The organism is Methanomicrobiales archaeon HGW-Methanomicrobiales-1, from assembly GCA_002839675.1.
Lineage (GTDB): Archaea > Halobacteriota > Methanomicrobia > Methanomicrobiales > Methanospirillaceae > Methanoregula.
The window spans coordinates 514,262-530,806 of the sequence record PGYM01000001.1 but is presented as its reverse complement, the minus strand read 5'-3'; the positions used below and the strand labels follow the sequence as shown (position 1 = coordinate 530,806).

The window sequence follows — 16,545 nt, the reverse complement described above, 5'->3', positions numbered from 1 at the left end:
TAACTCAATAATATTAAAAAAAAAAGATGATTCATTACAAAGGTTGAAAAAACCGATCGCAATCCACACCTCGTACATAAAACCTATTAAAAGAAAAAACGACAGGCTTAACGAAAATCTTACCTCAAAACCAGCCAAAAAAAAGATTATAAACTGTCCATACTAATACCGCCGAAGTCCTGAGCAACTTCACGGATATCCTTGACACCGAACGCGGTCTGGACCATACTGAGTTCGATCTGGTTCGCTGCATCGCACATGTAATCGAGGATGTCAACGGACAACTCCTTCTGCATCTTGCTCTTCCTGAGCTGGTCGACAAGGGCCGACATTCTCTCGGGAGACTCCATACGGAGTTTTGCAAGACTCATTACGCACATGTAGATGCGGGTTAAGTTCCGGTCGGTTCCTGTGATGCACTCAAAGAAATTCCGAATCACCTGTGCCTGGTATATTTCTCCACTCATGACTTCACCTCCTACCATTTTTTTCTAGGTATTTCTCCTGTTCGAATTTTCATTATATAAGGCTTGCGGGGAAAATGCTGTTTTCAGCCAGAAAAAGGGATTTTTTGCCGCTGTTTTTGCAAAGAGCGGCTGGATTGTCTGACAATTGTATGACACCCGTCATACTCTGACGGGCGGATCGGGATACTGCGCCGCAGGACCCCGGCATTTGAATCGTGAGATCCCTGCCAGTGCTGTATATCCCGAAATGGGGAGGATGTTCCGGAAGGAGGGGGAACGAATGCAGTTATTCCCTTCCTTCCAGGTGGAACCGGTGGAGCAGGCGGTGGAATATGGGCGTCATGAAAATTGCAACGGAAAATATCAGGATAAACCCGCAGTACATCGCGTAAAGTCCTGCAAAGATCTTTCCTCCACTGGTATTCAGTACATTGACCGGCCCCATGCCCCCCATGAGCATCGCGGCATTGAGGAAGGCATCGATCAGGTCCTGGCCCTCAAATGACATATATCCCAGGATTCCCACGCCCAGAGACAGGAGGATGATACCCAGCGACAGGAGACCAAACCACATGAGGCGCTTATAAAATTCCTTTTGTGGCAGAAGTTTTTCTGCACGATGTTCGAGATTGTGCAACACCATAGCAGTACCTATAATCCCGACTGGTTATTCTGTATATTCCATCAAATCACTTTTGCCGGGAATCTTCCGCAGAGTAAACGGTTATCCGGAGCATGCATCGTTCAGGAATTTGCATGAAAAAAACCGGCACTTTCGGCTAATCAACAAAATAAAAAAAAATTTCCTTCTCTATCAGAGAAAAATGATTTCCCTACTTGGCCGCACTCACGATCTTGATGATGTCGCCGTTCTTGAGAATGTGATTTTCCTTGATGCGCATCTTGGTCCGGGCATCCACTGCATACAGGAATCCCTTACCGATATCCGTGTGCACCTGGAACGCGAGATCGTGGGGGGTCGAGCCATTCTTCATCAGGAACGCATCGGGCAGCACATCGCCCTGCTTGTTGCAGAAGTGGTTCTCATCTTCTACCGGGTAGACAACGATCATATCGAGTAACTCGTAGACTGCCCGGTTGATGGCCTGCTGCACGCCCGTGCCATGGTTCTGCTTCATCAGTTCCGCAATCTTCGCGAGCCCGGCCTTCTGGGGCGCAGTCAGCGTGCCTTCATTGGCGATCTTAAACTCCTCATCGCCCGGCAGGTACTGGATCATGTGCGCACCCGCTGCATTACGAAGCGCAAGTTCAGAGGCCGCGCTCACAAATGCTACCTTGGCGGCTGCGAGTTTCGTGCGCAGCGCCTCGGGCGTCTCATCGATCTTGTTGCCGATGACCAGCATCGGTTTTGAGATCTTCACGATCTCTGCGCAGAGGGGGATGAGATCCTCAATCGATGCATGGACTAAGTCGATCTTGAGTTCCAGTTCGATATCGCGCACATCTTCCGTGGTGATGCCAAGGCCAACAAACGTCTCTGCAATGCCCAGCTCGATAGCCGATCCCTTGCCCTGCGACTGCCGGCTGATCCGGGTCCAGTGCTTGTCCAGGATCCCGTGGACCCACATCGTCATCTCGTAGATGAGGAACTTGATATCTTCTGCCGGGTCATGGTTGCCCACGCCCACCGGGTTACCCTCGCTGTCAGTGCCGCCGCTCGCGTCGATCACGTGGAGGATCGCATCCGCCTGCCGGAGGTTGTCGAGGAACTGGTTGCCCAGGCCCTTGCCCTTGTGGGCATCGGGCACGAGACCGGCTACATCGATTAAGTTCACCGCAACGAACCGGTTGCCATCCACGCAGTGCGTGCAGGTGAGCTTGAGGTCATGGCACGGGCACTTTGCCCGCACGTACCCGACACCGAAGTTCGGGTTGATGGTCGTAAAAGGATAGTTGGCAATCTCGACGTTTGCCATGGTAGCGGCCTTAAAAAACGTGGATTTTCCGCAGTTTGGTTTGCCTGCAAGCGCTAGGGTAATCATATCTGGCTCCTTGTGTGAATAATAGATCGTAAAACTATCAATAAGATCTGGTAAGAATCTGACAAAGTTTTTCCATCCCGGCTTAATAAAAGGTACTTATGACGTTTACACAAAAGAAAATCTGGTATTTCGAAAAGCCGGGTGAGGCAAATACTGCCGATGCTGCCCGGTTTGCCATTGAGCGCGCCAAAGAACTCAGCCTCAAAACCATCGTGGTTGCGAGCACCTCCGGCGCAACGGCGGAAGTCTTCTTCACTGCCATGAAAGGATCGGGCCTGAACCTCATCGTTGTCTCGCATGTCATGGGCTTTGCAAAACCCGGTGAGTGGGAGTTCTCGCAGGAGATCGCAGACCGGCTGCGCGGACAGGGTGTGAAGATTGTGACCGGCACGCACGCGCTCTCGGGACTGGAACGGGCAATCTCCCGCTCACCCAAGATCGGCGGCGGGTCGCGCTCCGATGCAATCGCTGAATCCCTCCGGCGCACGGTTGCTGTCGGGCTCAAGGTCGCAGTCGAATGCATTCTCATTGCTGCTGACCAGGGTGCCATCGGCATTAGTGAAGAGGTCATCGCGGTCGGCGGTACCGCGAGTGGTGCAGATACGGTCTGTGTGATTAAGCCTGCGCACACCGGAAACTTCTTCGATCTCCAGGTGCGCGAGATCGTGGCCATGCCAAGGAACCGTTGATCATGGTTCTGGAAGAACTCAAAGAAGCCCTCGGGCTGCTCCGGAGCATCCCGGCACTCTGGATCCCGGGGCTGGTTACCGGAATTTTTGCTGCGGGTATCTGGATGATCTACAATAATGAGGGCAGCTTCTTTGCCAGCCGCTTCATCCTGATCTGTTCACTTATTTCCTTCTTTTTGATTACCGGAAGTTATGTCCTGATCATGAACGGGAGCGGAAATATCCGCGAACTCATCAACAGTAGCATCCAGTATTTCTTCCGGGTGCTGCTGCCCCTGCTGGTGATCATCTTCTGCACGCTGATTCTCGTTTCCCTTGTCGCGATAACGTTCTCGTTTGCCGGGATCCCGGTGGACCAGGAGTTTGTGGGGATTTTTGCCTTCTGCATTCTTGTGCCGGTAATATTCTTCACCATTTTCTTTGACACGGCAGCAGTATTTGAAAACCTGCGGGTTTTTGACGCCATCCGGCGCAGTATCGGACTGGTGAGCGTCCAGTCGGGCCGGGTTCTCGGGTTCTTTGTCATCTCCGCTGCGGTATGCTTCACGATTATGTTCTCGCTCATGATGGTCTGGGAAGCGGCGCTGTACGATAAACTCGAACCCCTTACGCACTTCAACGAGACGCAGATCGCGACATTCACACCGGAACAGCTGGTCGGCATTATCGGGGCTGACGGGACGGTAATAACCGCAGTCTGCCTCTTCCTTGGCTTTCTGGTACTCCTGCCCATCCTCACGACCTACAAGGCATGCTTCTTCCGCTCGCTCACCAAGGCGTCAGTCCCGGTCAGCCCGGAAGCCACTTCCGGGGAATTTGACAGCAAGGGACGCTGGTACAAATATTAAAGCCGTCTTGGGGATTTTTTAAAAATCCTTCAGGCTCCGGCAAATCAACCAGATTTTTTTTGATTTTTTGCACCACCATTGTATGCAGCTTACAAGCGCTCTTTTTAGGGAATGCACAGAGATCTGCGGATAAGCCCGGGGATCTGCCCGGTGACCTGCTCTCGACCATCTGCTCTGGCAAAATTTCTAAAAACAGTCATCGCTCCGCCGCGGGAGCAACCAGTCATGAACAGCGGGGTCGATCGTAAAGGCGGGTATAAGGGCATAGGGCATCAGCCCCGGTCTATAAAATTTACTTTCTCAGTCTGGCCGGTTTCAAAATCCAAAGGGCAGCGAAGAAAAATCGGCGACAATAATAAAATCCCAAAACAACATCGGCAAAAAAGGCAGGCCCCGTTAATTCAGGTGGAACGCAAAGAACAGCCCCATCGCTACCAGTCCGCCACCAATAGTTGCGATCAGGTTCGTACCGGCATTGCCCCAGATGCCCCGGTTCTCGAAGGTTGCACCGGCCAGGCTGTCGATATTCGTGCCGACAAACCCGGCGAACGTACAGATAATTGCCATGGGAAGGGTGATGACTCCCAGCAGGAGAGCAACCAGCGAAACAACCAGACCACCGGCAAGCGCAACCGATTGACCGACAAGGGTTACCCCCCCGTTCGTACCGATGGGCACTTTTTTCAGCGTGGTAATCATGTAGGGAATACCGCCGGTGACCCCAATCTCGCTTGCCAGCGTATCGGCCGCGGCCGTGGCCACGCAGCCGACATACATCACAATAAAGATCGGCTGCTGGAAAACGCCATAGAGCACTGCCGCAGCTGCGGCAACGATCCCGTTGGCAAAGACATTCCGGTATCCCCGTGCCCCGCCACGCCCCTGCTCAACGCCGATCCGCTTTTTGTATTCAAACTTGTACTTGGTGGCAAGGGAACCAAGGATGAAGAACGCGAGCATGATCATGAACCACCGGACATCGGCAAAGACTAAGAGGATAATTCCCACGAGCGCAGCGGAGAAGAGCCCGGAGAGGTCTGCGGTTTTTGCACGGAAAGCAAAGTAGCCGAACGTAAACCCGACGATCACCGCCGCAACCACCAGCTGGAGATTCACCTGGTAATTGAGCTCCTGGATCAGCCACATCGTCATGGCAACACCAATGGCTTCGAGAATCAGCGAGTCCTCGTACTTGAGCAGGATCACTTTTAGGAGAACGGCCGCGATGATACCGAAGATGATGGTAAGAAACGCCCGCTCGTTCAGGTACGCCATGACCAGGACTCCTGCCCATGCAGTCGAGATAACGTAATACAGGTACGTATTGAGATCATCGGCGCCCGTCTGGAAGACGAGTTCTCCCAGCACGATCATTGCAAGCGATGTGGCAAAGACAAAGAACGGCAGGAGCGTGACGCCATACAGGGCGCCGAGTGCGCACATGGCATAACTGAGATATTTGGTATCGAAAAATCGCCAGAGGATAAGAGCGAACAGGATCACGACAATTCCCATGAGCCAGGCCGGCTTGAGATAGGGGCCTACAAGGATAGCTGCACCAGTAATAGCGGCTGCATAGCCAAGTCCTCTTTGTCGCACCATTAGTACATCATGTGTTGTTGTAACAAAAAAAAGAGCTTTATCCTTATGACTTTATCCCAATGAGACCGGGTTGATGTCCCCACAGACGGAGATTACCCCTGACCATCGCTGGGGAATCCGATTACTATATTTTATTACAACGACAAACATCTGCGACAATGGCGTCATCACAGGATCTACCCAAAAATTATGATTTTGCAGAGGTGGAGGAGCGCTGGCGCAGTATCTGGCGCGATGAAGATCACTATTTTGACAAAAACTCAAAAAAACCGCAGTTCGTGATCGACACCCCCCCGCCGTACCCTACCGGCAATTTCCATATCGGCAATGCCCTGAACTGGTGCTACATCGACTTCTTCGCCCGCTACAAACGGATGAAGGGATTCAACGTGATGTTCCCGCAGGGCTGGGACTGCCACGGGCTTCCGACCGAAGTGAAAGTCGAAGAGCTCAACCATATCACAAAAAACGATGTCTCCCGCGAAGAGTTCCGGCGGATGTGCCGCGAGCTCACAGAAAAGAACATCGGCCTGATGCGCATCACGCTGCGGAAGATGGCATTCTCCACGGACTGGTCAAACGAGTACGTCACGATGCAGCCGAAGTATTACGGCAAGACGCAGCTCTCGTTCCTGCGCATGCTTGCGTCGGGCTACATCTACCAGAGCGAGCACCCGGTGAACTACTGCACCCGGTGCGAGACGGCAATCGCGTTTGCCGAAGTTGCCTATGAAGACCGGGAGACCCAGCTCAATTATTTCGATTTCGATGGCGTGGAGATCGCCACCACCCGGCCGGAGCTGCTGGCAGCCTGTGTTGCGATTGCGGTTCACCCGGAAGACGAACGCTATCGCGAACTGAAGGGCAGGACCATGAAAGTCCCGCTCTTTGGTCACGATGTGCCGGTGGTACTGGATGAGGCAGTCGATCCCGCATTTGGTTCCGGCGCAGTGATGATCTGTACCTTTGGGGACAAGCAGGATGTCCACTGGTGGAAACAGCACAACCTTGCTCTCAGGAAAGCGATCGACCGCCAGGGACGGATGACCGAAATCGCAGGCAAATACAAGGGCCTGAATACCACCGAATGCCGTACCGCAATCATCGCCGAGATGAAAGCGCAGGATATCTTAAAGCGGCAGGAGAAACTCGCCCAGCGCGTTGGCACCTGCTGGCGCTGCAAGACGCCGATCGAGATCCTCTCCGAACGCCAGTGGTTTGTGAAGATCAAACCCAAGGAGATTGCCGATGCAGCCCACCAGATCAAATGGTTCCCCGAGCACATGCTTCTCCGGATGGAGAACTGGGTGGAACAGATGGAGTGGGACTGGTGTATCTCCCGGCAGCGTATCTTTGCCACCCCGATTCCGGTCTGGTTCTGTAAAAAGTGCGGCGAGATGACCGTACCGGAAGACAAGGATCTCCCGATCGATCCCACGCAGGTCAGCCCGAAGCACCCCTGCAAAAAATGTGGCAGCACGGAATTTACCGGAGAAGTCGATGTGCTCGACACCTGGATGGACTCGTCCATCTCGGTGCTGAACGTAACCGGCTGGGATGGCAATGGCACACCGCCGTTCTTCCCGGCACAGATCCGACCGCAGGGCCACGATATCATCCGCACCTGGGCGTTCTATACCATCCTGCGCTCAGTAGCACTCACCGGCCAGAAACCCTGGAACGAGATCCTGGTCAACGGCATGGTGCTCGGAGAAGATGGCTTCAAGATGAGCAAGAGCCGGGGCAACATCATTGTGCCCGAAGAGATCCTTGTGAAGTATGGCGCCGATGCACTCCGCCAGTGGGGAGCAATGGGTGCGGCAACCGGCTCGGATATCATGTTCAACTGGAACGATGTGGTTGCGGCCTCGCGGTTCCAGACCAAGATGTGGAACATCACTAAGTTCGCCTTAATCCAGCTGGAGAAAGAGGGTTTTGATCCCGAAACGCAGATCACCGCACTTGCCGACCGCTGGCTGCTCGTCCGGCTTTCGGATACGGTTGAACAGGTCAGCAATGCACTGGAAGCCTACCAGTTCGACATCGCCCTCAAGGCTATCCGCGAGTTCGCATGGGATGTGCTGGCCGACAACTACATCGAGCTGGTCAAGGGCCGTCTGTACAAGGACGACGCATCCCGGAAGGGAGCATGCCTCGCACTCCACACCGCATTCGATGCGCTCTGCCGGCTGCTTGCCCCGTTCACCCCCTACTTTGCCGAGGAGTGCTACTCGCACCTCAGCCCGGGTAAGAGCGTGCACAAGCAGCCGTGGGTTGCATTCACGTACGATGATGATGCAGCCCGTATGGAAGGCAACCTGCTCGTGCAGGTGGTAGCCGAAGTGCGCAAGTACAAGCACGACGCCGGTCTTGCGCTCAATGCACCGCTCGGTAAAGTCACCATCTATGCACCCCACACGGTGAATGACGAAGGCGATACCGGTCGCACGCTCAATGCGGATGTTCACTGGCGCACGGATGCAGCGAAACTCGACCGGGTGATCACCGATATCGATTTCAACCGCTCGGTTATCGGGCCGACCTTCCGCAAACAGGCAGGGGCGTTCATGGCCGCGATCAAGGCCCTCACACCGGAACAACTCGCAAACCCGCCGGCAACGATTATGCTCGAAGGCACAGAAACCGCAGTTCCCGAGAACGCCTTTACACCAAAATATTCGTATATGGAAGAGGGCGCACAGGTGGATGTGATCACGGTCGGCGATGTGATCCTGACGATCGCGAAAGTGTAAGATTTTACTCTCTAACTCTTTTTTTTCAATTTTTTACGATTGCATTCTTCCGTTGATGCTCATAGAAAAATGCGAATGTGACCCCCTCTCTCCCCCAGAGGGGGAGGCACCCCAAGGGGAGCGCCCCTTGACCCCCTTTTTGTTTTTTTACAAACATTCCGGAGTTATCACACTTTGGAAAAATTTACGGTGACTGAAATAAACAAAATAAGAACCTGCCCAGCCGCGACCCGACGAGGCGTCGCGGCGACCCCCATCAGGGGTGGGAAACATCCCAACATTAGAATCCTAATAACCTGACCCGTTCTACCGCTTCCGCCCCTCTTTCCCCGACCGCACAGCCTGCCGGATCCCATCCGCAACAAATTTCGCAATATCTTCTTTTCCCAAAGAAGCATCCACGATCACAAACCGCGAGGGTTCGTTGCGGGCATACGCGAGATAATTATTCTGGACTCCTTCGAGCACTTCCCGCCGCTCGAAATGCTCCCGCCCGCTCTTATCTGCGAGACGGGCAAGCGCATCGTCAATCGAGAGCACGAGCAAAAACGTGCGGTCCGGCGTGATCGACCAGCCATCATGCATTGCCCGTAACCATCCTTCCGGGTCCGGGACAATTCCTTTGAGCGTCACGGACTGGTAGGCAAAGCGGCTGTCGCTGTACCGGTCCGAGATAACGAGCCGGCCTTCAGCAAGAGCAGGACGCACGAGCGTTGCGAGATGTGCGGCATGGTCCGCAACAAAGAGCGAGGCTTCCGTGATCGGATCTATCTGCTCGGCAATCGCTCTCCTCACTGCTTCGCCAACCCAGGTAGCGCCCGGCTCCCGGGTGAAGAGGGGATCGAGATCGGTAAGCTGGCTCTTGAGTGCGGTGAGCAGGGTGCTCTTGCCGCTCCCGTCAATTCCTTCAATCGTGACTAACAACAGGTTCCCCTCCGTATCCATTCAATTGGAATCTGGCCCCGGTGCAGGGCCGTGGCAATGATTGCGCCATCAAATCCTGCTGCGCTGAGGGTTTCGAGATCCTTGACGGTTGCCACCCCCCCCCCGTACAATAGCCTGCCGCGATAGGCAGCCCGCAATGCTTTGAGAGCATCATAGTCCATACCCGATTCCGTTCCCACGGCACCAATGTTGAGGATAATGCATCCTTCGAAATGCCAGTCATTTACCCGGGTGAGGAATGCTTCCGGCGTTTCGTTGGTTGGGATCACCCTGCCATCTTTCACATCGACACTCAGGTAGCCGCCACGGTAACACGAAAGGTCCGCTCCCCCGGTCTCGGTGCCGGTAATATTTTTAATATTTTTTCCGGAAAGCAGATCTGCTGGTGAACGGCAGCCGCGATCAACATAACAGCATGCGACTTTTTCCGCGCACTGTTTTACGATTGCATCATGCGCACCGGTGCCTTCAATGCGATCGAGATCTGCGATGTAGAGATATTTTGGCCGGATAGCGGTTACGTACCCAAGGGGTTCTGCCGTCGGTGACAGCCCCCAGTCCAGCGGTTTATAGGTCTCCCGGTTCCCGGATTTACCATGAACTACACAATTCTGCCGCAAATCCATCGCAAGAACGAGATCCATAGGTGAACAGCAATCACTATTAGGACAAAAGATCATTAAATTCTATGCAATTGCTGGTCAGCCCAAGCTCAATCGATGAGGCAAGATATTCGCTTGCTGCAGATATCATCGACGTCAAAAAACCATCAGAGGGCTCGCTGGGCGCCAACTATCCATGGGTGATTCGCGAGATCAAATCCTTTGCAAAAAAGCCCGTTAGTGCGGCCATCGGCGACTTCGATTTCAAACCGGGCGGAGCCGCCCTCACGGCTTACGGTGCAGCCTGCGCCGGTGCAGACTACATCAAGATTGGACTCACCTTTGAAGGCAAGGAAAAAGCCCGCGAGTTGATCGCTGGCGTCGTAAAAGCAGTAAAAGATGAATTTCCCGAAAAATTTGTCGTGATTGCTGCCTATTCCGATTACCAGCGCATGGGTTCGATCTCGCCGTTTGACATGGCACCTATCGCTGCTGATGAAGGTGCCGACTTTGTCATGGTAGATACCGGCATCAAGGACCGGCAGAGCACCTTTGCCTTCATGGATGAAGAAGCGCTCCGGACATTTACCGAAACCAACACAACACTCGGCCTCAAGACCGCACTTGCCGGGGCCCTGAAATTTGAAGACATTGATGCACTCAAGCGCATCAACCCGGATATCATTGGCGTACGCGGGATGGTATGCGGGGGCGACCGGAATGCAACGGTCCGCGAAGATTTGATTAAGACCGCCCTTGCGATGATCAGGTAATAGTTTACAGGTGACCTATGTACGTCGAGAAACTGGATGTGCCACTCTCATTAACCTTCGATGATGTACTGCTCAGGCCGCAGGCTTCCTGGCTGGAACCGGCAGAAGCAGATATCCGCTCGAAATTTTCGAAAAATATCCGCATGAATCTCCCGCTTGTCTCTGCGGCGATGGATACAGTGACTGAGTCCGGGATGGCAATCGCTCTTGCCCGTGAAGGGGGTATCGGGGTCCTCCACCGGAACATGACCGCCGAGCACGAGCTGCAGGAGCTCATCGAGGTCAAGCAGGCTGAGGAACTGATCGAGCGCGATGTACTCTATGTAGAAGAGCACGCCTCGGTTTCCGATGCCGAACGGCTGATGCACCAGTACAGCATCGGGGGCGTCCCGGTGGTCAATAAGGGATGCATCATTGGTATTGTCAGCCGGCGGGACGTCCGCGCAATCGTCTCCAAACGCGGCGATGAGAATATCAAGACCATCATGACGACAAAACTCGTCACCGCCCCGGAAGATATCACGTCTGAAAAAGCGCTCGAGCTTATGTATACCAACAAAGTCGAGCGCCTGCCGGTGGTCAATGAGAAAGACAAACTTATCGGCATCATCACGATGCAGGACATCTTAGAAAAACGCCAGTATCCCAATGCAACCCGGGATGCAAAAGGTAATCTCCGGGTCGCAGCAGCGGTCGGGCCGTTTGATTTTGCGCGGGCCGAACTGCTCGACCAGAACGGGGTCGATGCACTGGTGGTTGACTGCGCTCATGGGCATAACATGAAAGTGGTGGCTGCCGTCAAGGAGATCAAGGGCAGTGTCAAAGCCGATGTGATTGCAGGAAATATTGCAACATCCGAAGCGGCCGAGGCGCTGGTGAATGCCGGGGTTGATGGGATCAAGGTCGGTATCGGACCCGGCTCAATCTGTACAACCCGTATTGTTGCAGGCACCGGGGTTCCCCAGATCACCGCAATCGCACAGGTAGCTGACATCGCTCATCCTGCGGGAGTGCCGGTCATTGCAGACGGGGGCGTAAGGTTCTCCGGAGACGTGGCAAAGGCCATTGCCGCGGGAGCAGACTGCGTGATGATGGGCAGCATGTTTGCCGGCACCGATGAATCGCCCGGCAAAGTGATCACCATCAAGGGACGGCGGTACAAGCAGTACCGCGGCATGGGTTCACTGGGCGTGATGAGCAGCGGGCAGTCAAGCGATCGTTACTTCCAGAAAAAGGATATCGGGGCCACCAAGTTTGTACCTGAAGGTGTTGAAGGGGTGACTCCGTATGTCGGCCATGTCGGGGAAGTCATGTACCAGCTCGTGGGCGGACTGAAATCGGCGATGGGCTACACGGGATCAAAAACAATTGCCGATATGCATGCCAATGCACAATTCGTCCGGATTACCAATGCCGGCATGACCGAGAGCCACCCGCATAATATTCTTATTACCGATGAAGCGCCGAACTACCGGCTATTTGAATAAATTTTTTTATGAAAACCCGGGAACCGCCTGGTTCCCATGACTTTTTTCTTTGAATTATCTTGCCGTCACATTAAGAGACCAGCGTTACCGTAAATCCGATTATCTTTTCGTGTATCGCTCAAGGTATTGCATAAAAACGAGATGATGAAGACTACCGGACGCTGCTCCGCGGTAGCAGGATGACGCATTGACGGTTGTGAGATTGAGATGTCTGCTGCATCTGTAGCAGGCTTCTTTTTGCAGTTTTTACAGGATTTTTTTGCACCGTTAACCGCAAATAGGCTCCACGAGATCCTGGAGCAGGTAATTGTATCCGCAAATCTAGGTTAGAGTTCGCGATATACCAAAGATATGCTTAAATATCACGTCGCAACAGTTCTGTTGTGCGGGGCAGGTACCGGAGAAGGGGAATGATTATCATTCTCCAATAAACCGATAACCTGCCCTGTAACCGGATTAGGAACGGATACTTCTGACGGTAGTGCCCAGACGAAGGATTAAAAAAACCTGTGAACTGGAGCCGCCGGGGAACATATATGGAATCGTTACTGCTTCTCATACAATACCCGGAAATTAAAAACCCGGGTACTGAACAATCGTACCGGACAAATACGGGGAGAACACCATGAAAAACGAAGAGTCATTGACGGTCGCCATCATCGACGATGCCCATAAGACCGATTCACCGCAGGGGCGTGCAATCCTGCGAATCATTAACGGGCTCAAGGAATATGGTATCCGGGTAGGAGAAGCCGCCTCACCTGAAGATGCCCGGGCTGCCTACGCAGCACTTCCTGAAGTTGACTGTATCCTTATCAACTGGAACCTTGGAGGCGACACCCACGAAAAGCATCTCGTGACGGAAAAACTCATTGACGAGATCCGGGAGCGCAATGAAAAAATTCCCATCTTCCTGATGGGCGAACCAACCAATGCCCCGCAGACGTCCCTTCATTTAAAAACCGTCCGGGAGATCAATGAATACATCTGGGTGATGGAAGATACTCCCGAATTTATTGCCGGGCGAATCACTGCCGCAGCAAAACGCTACCGGGAGAATCTCCTTCCCCCGTTCTTTGGCGAACTGGTAAAGTTCTCCAAGGATTTCGAATACTCGTGGCACACGCCGGGACATGCCGGGGGAACAGCGTTCCGGAAATCACCGGCCGGGCGTGCGTTTTTTAATTTCTTTGGCGAACAACTCTTCCGGTCCGATCTTTCCATCTCTGTCGGCGAACTGGGTTCACTCCTCGATCACTCAGGACCTGTGGGCGAGGCAGAAAAGTACGCCGCAAAAGTATTCGGCGCAGATATGACCTATTTCGTGACAAACGGCACATCCACGGCAAACAAGATTGTCTTTTTCGGCCGGGTGAGCAAGGATGAGATCGTTTTAGTTGACCGCAACTGCCACAAATCAGCGGAACATGCGCTGACCATGACGCACTCCGTTGCAGTGTACATGATCCCGACACGGAACCGGTACGGTATCATCGGCCCGATTCCCCCGGAAGAGATGACGCAGAAAGCACTGAAGGCTAAAATTGCCGCCTGCCCGCTGGCAAAAACCGCCCGCAGCCAGAAGCCGGTGCATGCGATCATCACCAACTCAACTTATGACGGGCTCTGTTACCATGCCAAACAGGTTGAGGAGAACCTGGGAAAAAGTGTAGACAGTATTCATTTCGATGAGGCATGGTACGGGTATGCCCGGTTTAACCCGATCTACAAGGACAGGTTCGCGATGCGGGATGGCGCCCGGAACGAAAAAGGCCCGACCATCTTTGCCACCCAGTCCACCCATAAACTGCTGGCGGCCCTTTCCCAGGCATCCATGGTCCACGTGAGAAACGGGAGAATCCCCATTGAACATGGCCGTTTCAATGAAGGGTTCATGATGCACAGCTCCACCTCCCCGCTCTACACCATCATCGCATCGCTCGATGTAGCTTCAAAGATGATGGACGGGGTATCCGGTAAGATGCTGACTACCGAGTCCATTGAAGAAGCGATCCGGTTCCGGAGAACAATGGCACGCATCAAGCATGAGATCGAGACGGTAAAGGGAAAGAAGGACTGGTGGTTCCCGATGTGGCAGCCGGATACCGTCACTGATCCCAAAACCCGGAAGAAGACTGCATTCCAGGATGCATCGCTCGATACTCTCCGGGACAACCCGTCCTGCTGGGTCCTGCACCCGAACGAGATCTGGCACGGGTTCAATGGCCTGCCGGACAATTACTGCATGCTTGACCCCATCAAGGTCACCGTGCTTATGCCCGGCGTGAACAATGACGGCACCCTGGCCAGCTGGGGTATTCCGGCAGCACTCATGGTCAAATTCCTCGATACCCGGGGCATCATCAATGAAAAATCCGGCGATTATTCCATCCTGTTCCTCTTCTCCATGGGAATTACCAAAGGAAAATGGGGAACACTCATCACTGAACTCTTCGAGTTCAAACGGTTGTATGACGAGAATACCCCGCTTGAAGAGGTCTTCCCGGACCTCACGACCGGGCACCCGGAACGCTATGGCGGCATGACGCTTAAGGGACTGGCCGATGAGATGCACCAGTTCAAGAAAGGACATAAAATGTGCGACATTCTCCAGAAGGCTTACGCAGTCCTGCCGGAGCCGGCGATCACATACGCTGAAGCGTTTGAAAAACTGGTGCACAACGAAGTCGAACACATACCCATAGAAAAGGCAGGAAACCGTATCGTGGCAACCGGAATATTCCCGTACCCGCCCGGTATCCCGATCCTCGCACCGGGAGAGCGTTGCGGGAAACAGAACGGCCCGGTGCTCCAGTACCTTAAAACCCTGCAGGATTTCGATCGGCACTTCCCGGGATTCGAGCATGATACGCACGGTATCGAGTGTGTTAACGGGGAATACCGGATGTACTGCATCAAGGAGAAAAGATAATGAGTGACGAAGAAACCGGCGGGAGCACGGGGCTCCCCTCGAAAAAAGTGCTGGGACTTTTTGCCCTGGCAATGATAAACGTGGCTGCGGTCCTGAGTATCAGGAACTTCCCTTCAATGGCAGTCTATGGATGGTCATGTATCGGCTGGTATATTTTAGGAGCGGTCATGTTCCTCATCCCGATCTCCCTTGCCGGTGCTGAACTGGCAACCGGCTGGCCGGAAGGGGGCGGTGTCTATGCCTGGGTCAAACAGGCATTCGGGGAGAAGGGAGGTTTTACGGCCCTCTTCTGTGAATGGTCGAACAACCTTGTCTGGTTCCCCACCGTTCTTTCGTTCATCGCATCCACGCTCGCATTTGCCCTGACACCGGCCCTGGCAAATAACCCCTGGTACATGTTCAGCGTCATGATGATCGCATTCTGGGGCACCACCGCAATCGCGTACTTCGGGGAAGAGGCTTCAACGAAGTTCGGCAATGTGGGGGTCATCCTGGGTAGTATCATTCCCGCGGTCCTGATTATCATGCTCGGCATCTGGTGGATGGGATCCGGACAAGCCATTGTGCTTCCGCCCCTCACGCTTGATGCAATGATCCCGGTAATCAATGTTTCAACCCTCCCATTCTTTGCTACGATCATTCTCCTGTTCGCAGGGATGGAGATGGCGGGTTTCCATGCTCTCGAAACAAAAAATCCCCAGAAGGATTTCCCCCGCGCAATGGCCCTGTCAGCAATCATCATTGTGATCTGCACAGTGCTTGCCACGCTTGCAATCGCGATGGTGATCCCGGCAAACCAGCTCAATCTGGCATCGGGTGTCATGCAGGCCATCGAGTACTTCTTCAAAGCTGCCGGTATGTCCTGGCTTGTGGCACCGATGGCAGTATTGATCACGCTGGGCGGGGTTGTTTCCCTGGCAGCCTGGCTGATCGGCCCGGCCAAGGGTCTGGGTATTGTTGCTGAAGAAGGTAACATGCCCCCGCTCTTTGACCGGACCAACAAGTATGGCGCACCTGTTGCAGTACTTGTCATACAGGCACTGATCGGTTCTGTCATCTCCCTTCTCTATGTCTTCCTCCCGTCAGTCAACCAGGCATACTGGATTCTTTCGGCAATGACAGTCGAACTGCTCTGTATCGTGTATGTCCTGGTCTTTGCATCGGTGATCAAACTCCGGTACAGCCAGCCTGATGCCCCACGCCCCTTCAAGATCCCCGGCGGGATGGCCGGCATCTGGCTCGTTGGGGGACTAGGCATGTTCGGGACCATCTTTGCATTCATTGTAGGTCTCATGCCACCCTCGTATTTCACGACCAGTGGATTTGTGTACGTGGGTTCGGTGCTGCTCGGCACCTTCCTGCTCGCGGTGCCACCGCTGGTATTCCTGAAATTCAAAAAGGCCAGCTGGCTCAAATCAGCTGGAGGAGTGCGGTGAGGGATGAT

Annotated in this window: 13 protein-coding genes; 7 read left to right on the top strand and 6 right to left on the bottom strand. The window is 53.7% G+C overall.

Annotated features, from left to right (window positions below):
* Positions 1-146: 146 nt before the first annotated feature.
* The 3 genes from CVV30_02825 to ychF form a co-directional block, all read right to left on the bottom strand.
* The gene (locus CVV30_02825) at positions 147-467 is read right to left on the bottom strand and encodes a hypothetical protein (GenBank protein ID PKL70947.1); all 321 of its coding nucleotides are present in this window, start codon (positions 465-467) and stop codon (positions 147-149) included.
* Positions 468-753: 286 nt separating this feature from the next.
* Positions 754-1,110 carry a hypothetical protein gene (locus CVV30_02820; GenBank protein ID PKL70308.1) on the bottom strand — a complete coding sequence of 119 codons (357 nt, stop codon included), beginning with the start codon at positions 1,108-1,110 and terminating at the stop codon, positions 754-756.
* 190 nt (positions 1,111-1,300) lie between these two features.
* On the bottom strand, positions 1,301-2,470 hold the full coding sequence (ychF, locus tag CVV30_02815) for a redox-regulated ATPase YchF (GenBank protein ID PKL70307.1): 1,170 nt from the start codon (positions 2,468-2,470) through the stop codon (positions 1,301-1,303).
* 98 nt (positions 2,471-2,568) lie between these two features.
* On the opposite strand from ychF, the gene CVV30_02810 reads away from it, so the two are divergent.
* Positions 2,569-3,159, top strand: a complete 591-nt coding sequence (locus tag CVV30_02810) for a hypothetical protein (protein PKL70306.1) — start codon at positions 2,569-2,571, stop codon at positions 3,157-3,159.
* A gap of 2 nt (positions 3,160-3,161) precedes the next feature.
* On the top strand, positions 3,162-4,007 hold the full coding sequence (locus CVV30_02805; protein ID PKL70305.1) for a hypothetical protein: 846 nt from the start codon (positions 3,162-3,164) through the stop codon (positions 4,005-4,007).
* Positions 4,008-4,403: 396 nt separating this feature from the next.
* Here CVV30_02805 and CVV30_02800 read toward each other — a convergent pair whose 3' ends face one another.
* Complete coding sequence (locus CVV30_02800) at positions 4,404-5,609, bottom strand: TIGR00297 family protein (GenBank protein PKL70304.1); 1,206 nt, start codon at positions 5,607-5,609, stop codon at positions 4,404-4,406.
* A 158-nt stretch (positions 5,610-5,767) separates the two neighbouring features.
* On the opposite strand from CVV30_02800, the gene CVV30_02795 reads away from it, so the two are divergent.
* Positions 5,768-8,362, top strand: coding sequence for a valine--tRNA ligase (locus tag CVV30_02795; protein ID PKL70303.1), 2,595 nt, complete (start codon positions 5,768-5,770; stop codon positions 8,360-8,362).
* Between the two features lie 306 nt (positions 8,363-8,668).
* Here CVV30_02795 and CVV30_02790 read toward each other — a convergent pair whose 3' ends face one another.
* Both CVV30_02790 and CVV30_02785 read right to left on the bottom strand, forming a co-directional pair.
* Complete coding sequence (locus CVV30_02790; GenBank protein PKL70946.1) at positions 8,669-9,286, bottom strand: dTMP kinase; 618 nt, start codon at positions 9,284-9,286, stop codon at positions 8,669-8,671.
* Positions 9,280-9,951, bottom strand: coding sequence for a nickel transporter (locus CVV30_02785; GenBank protein PKL70302.1), 672 nt, complete (start codon positions 9,949-9,951; stop codon positions 9,280-9,282). Before CVV30_02785 ends, CVV30_02790 begins: the two co-directional genes overlap by 7 nt.
* A 44-nt stretch (positions 9,952-9,995) precedes the next feature.
* On the opposite strand from CVV30_02785, the gene CVV30_02780 reads away from it, so the two are divergent.
* The 4 genes from CVV30_02780 (at position 9,996) to CVV30_02765 (ending at position 16,537) form a co-directional block, all read left to right on the top strand.
* Positions 9,996-10,682, top strand: a complete 687-nt coding sequence (locus tag CVV30_02780; protein ID PKL70301.1) for a hypothetical protein — start codon at positions 9,996-9,998, stop codon at positions 10,680-10,682.
* Between the two features lie 17 nt (positions 10,683-10,699).
* Positions 10,700-12,169 carry an IMP dehydrogenase gene (locus CVV30_02775; GenBank protein ID PKL70300.1) on the top strand — a complete coding sequence of 490 codons (1,470 nt, stop codon included), beginning with the start codon at positions 10,700-10,702 and terminating at the stop codon, positions 12,167-12,169.
* 625 nt (positions 12,170-12,794) lie between these two features.
* Positions 12,795-15,101 carry an arginine decarboxylase gene (locus tag CVV30_02770; GenBank protein ID PKL70299.1) on the top strand — a complete coding sequence of 769 codons (2,307 nt, stop codon included), beginning with the start codon at positions 12,795-12,797 and terminating at the stop codon, positions 15,099-15,101.
* Positions 15,101-16,537, top strand: coding sequence for an amino acid permease (locus CVV30_02765; GenBank protein ID PKL70298.1), 1,437 nt, complete (start codon positions 15,101-15,103; stop codon positions 16,535-16,537). Before CVV30_02770 ends, CVV30_02765 begins: the two co-directional genes overlap by 1 nt.
* The last annotated feature ends 8 nt before the right edge of the window (positions 16,538-16,545 follow it).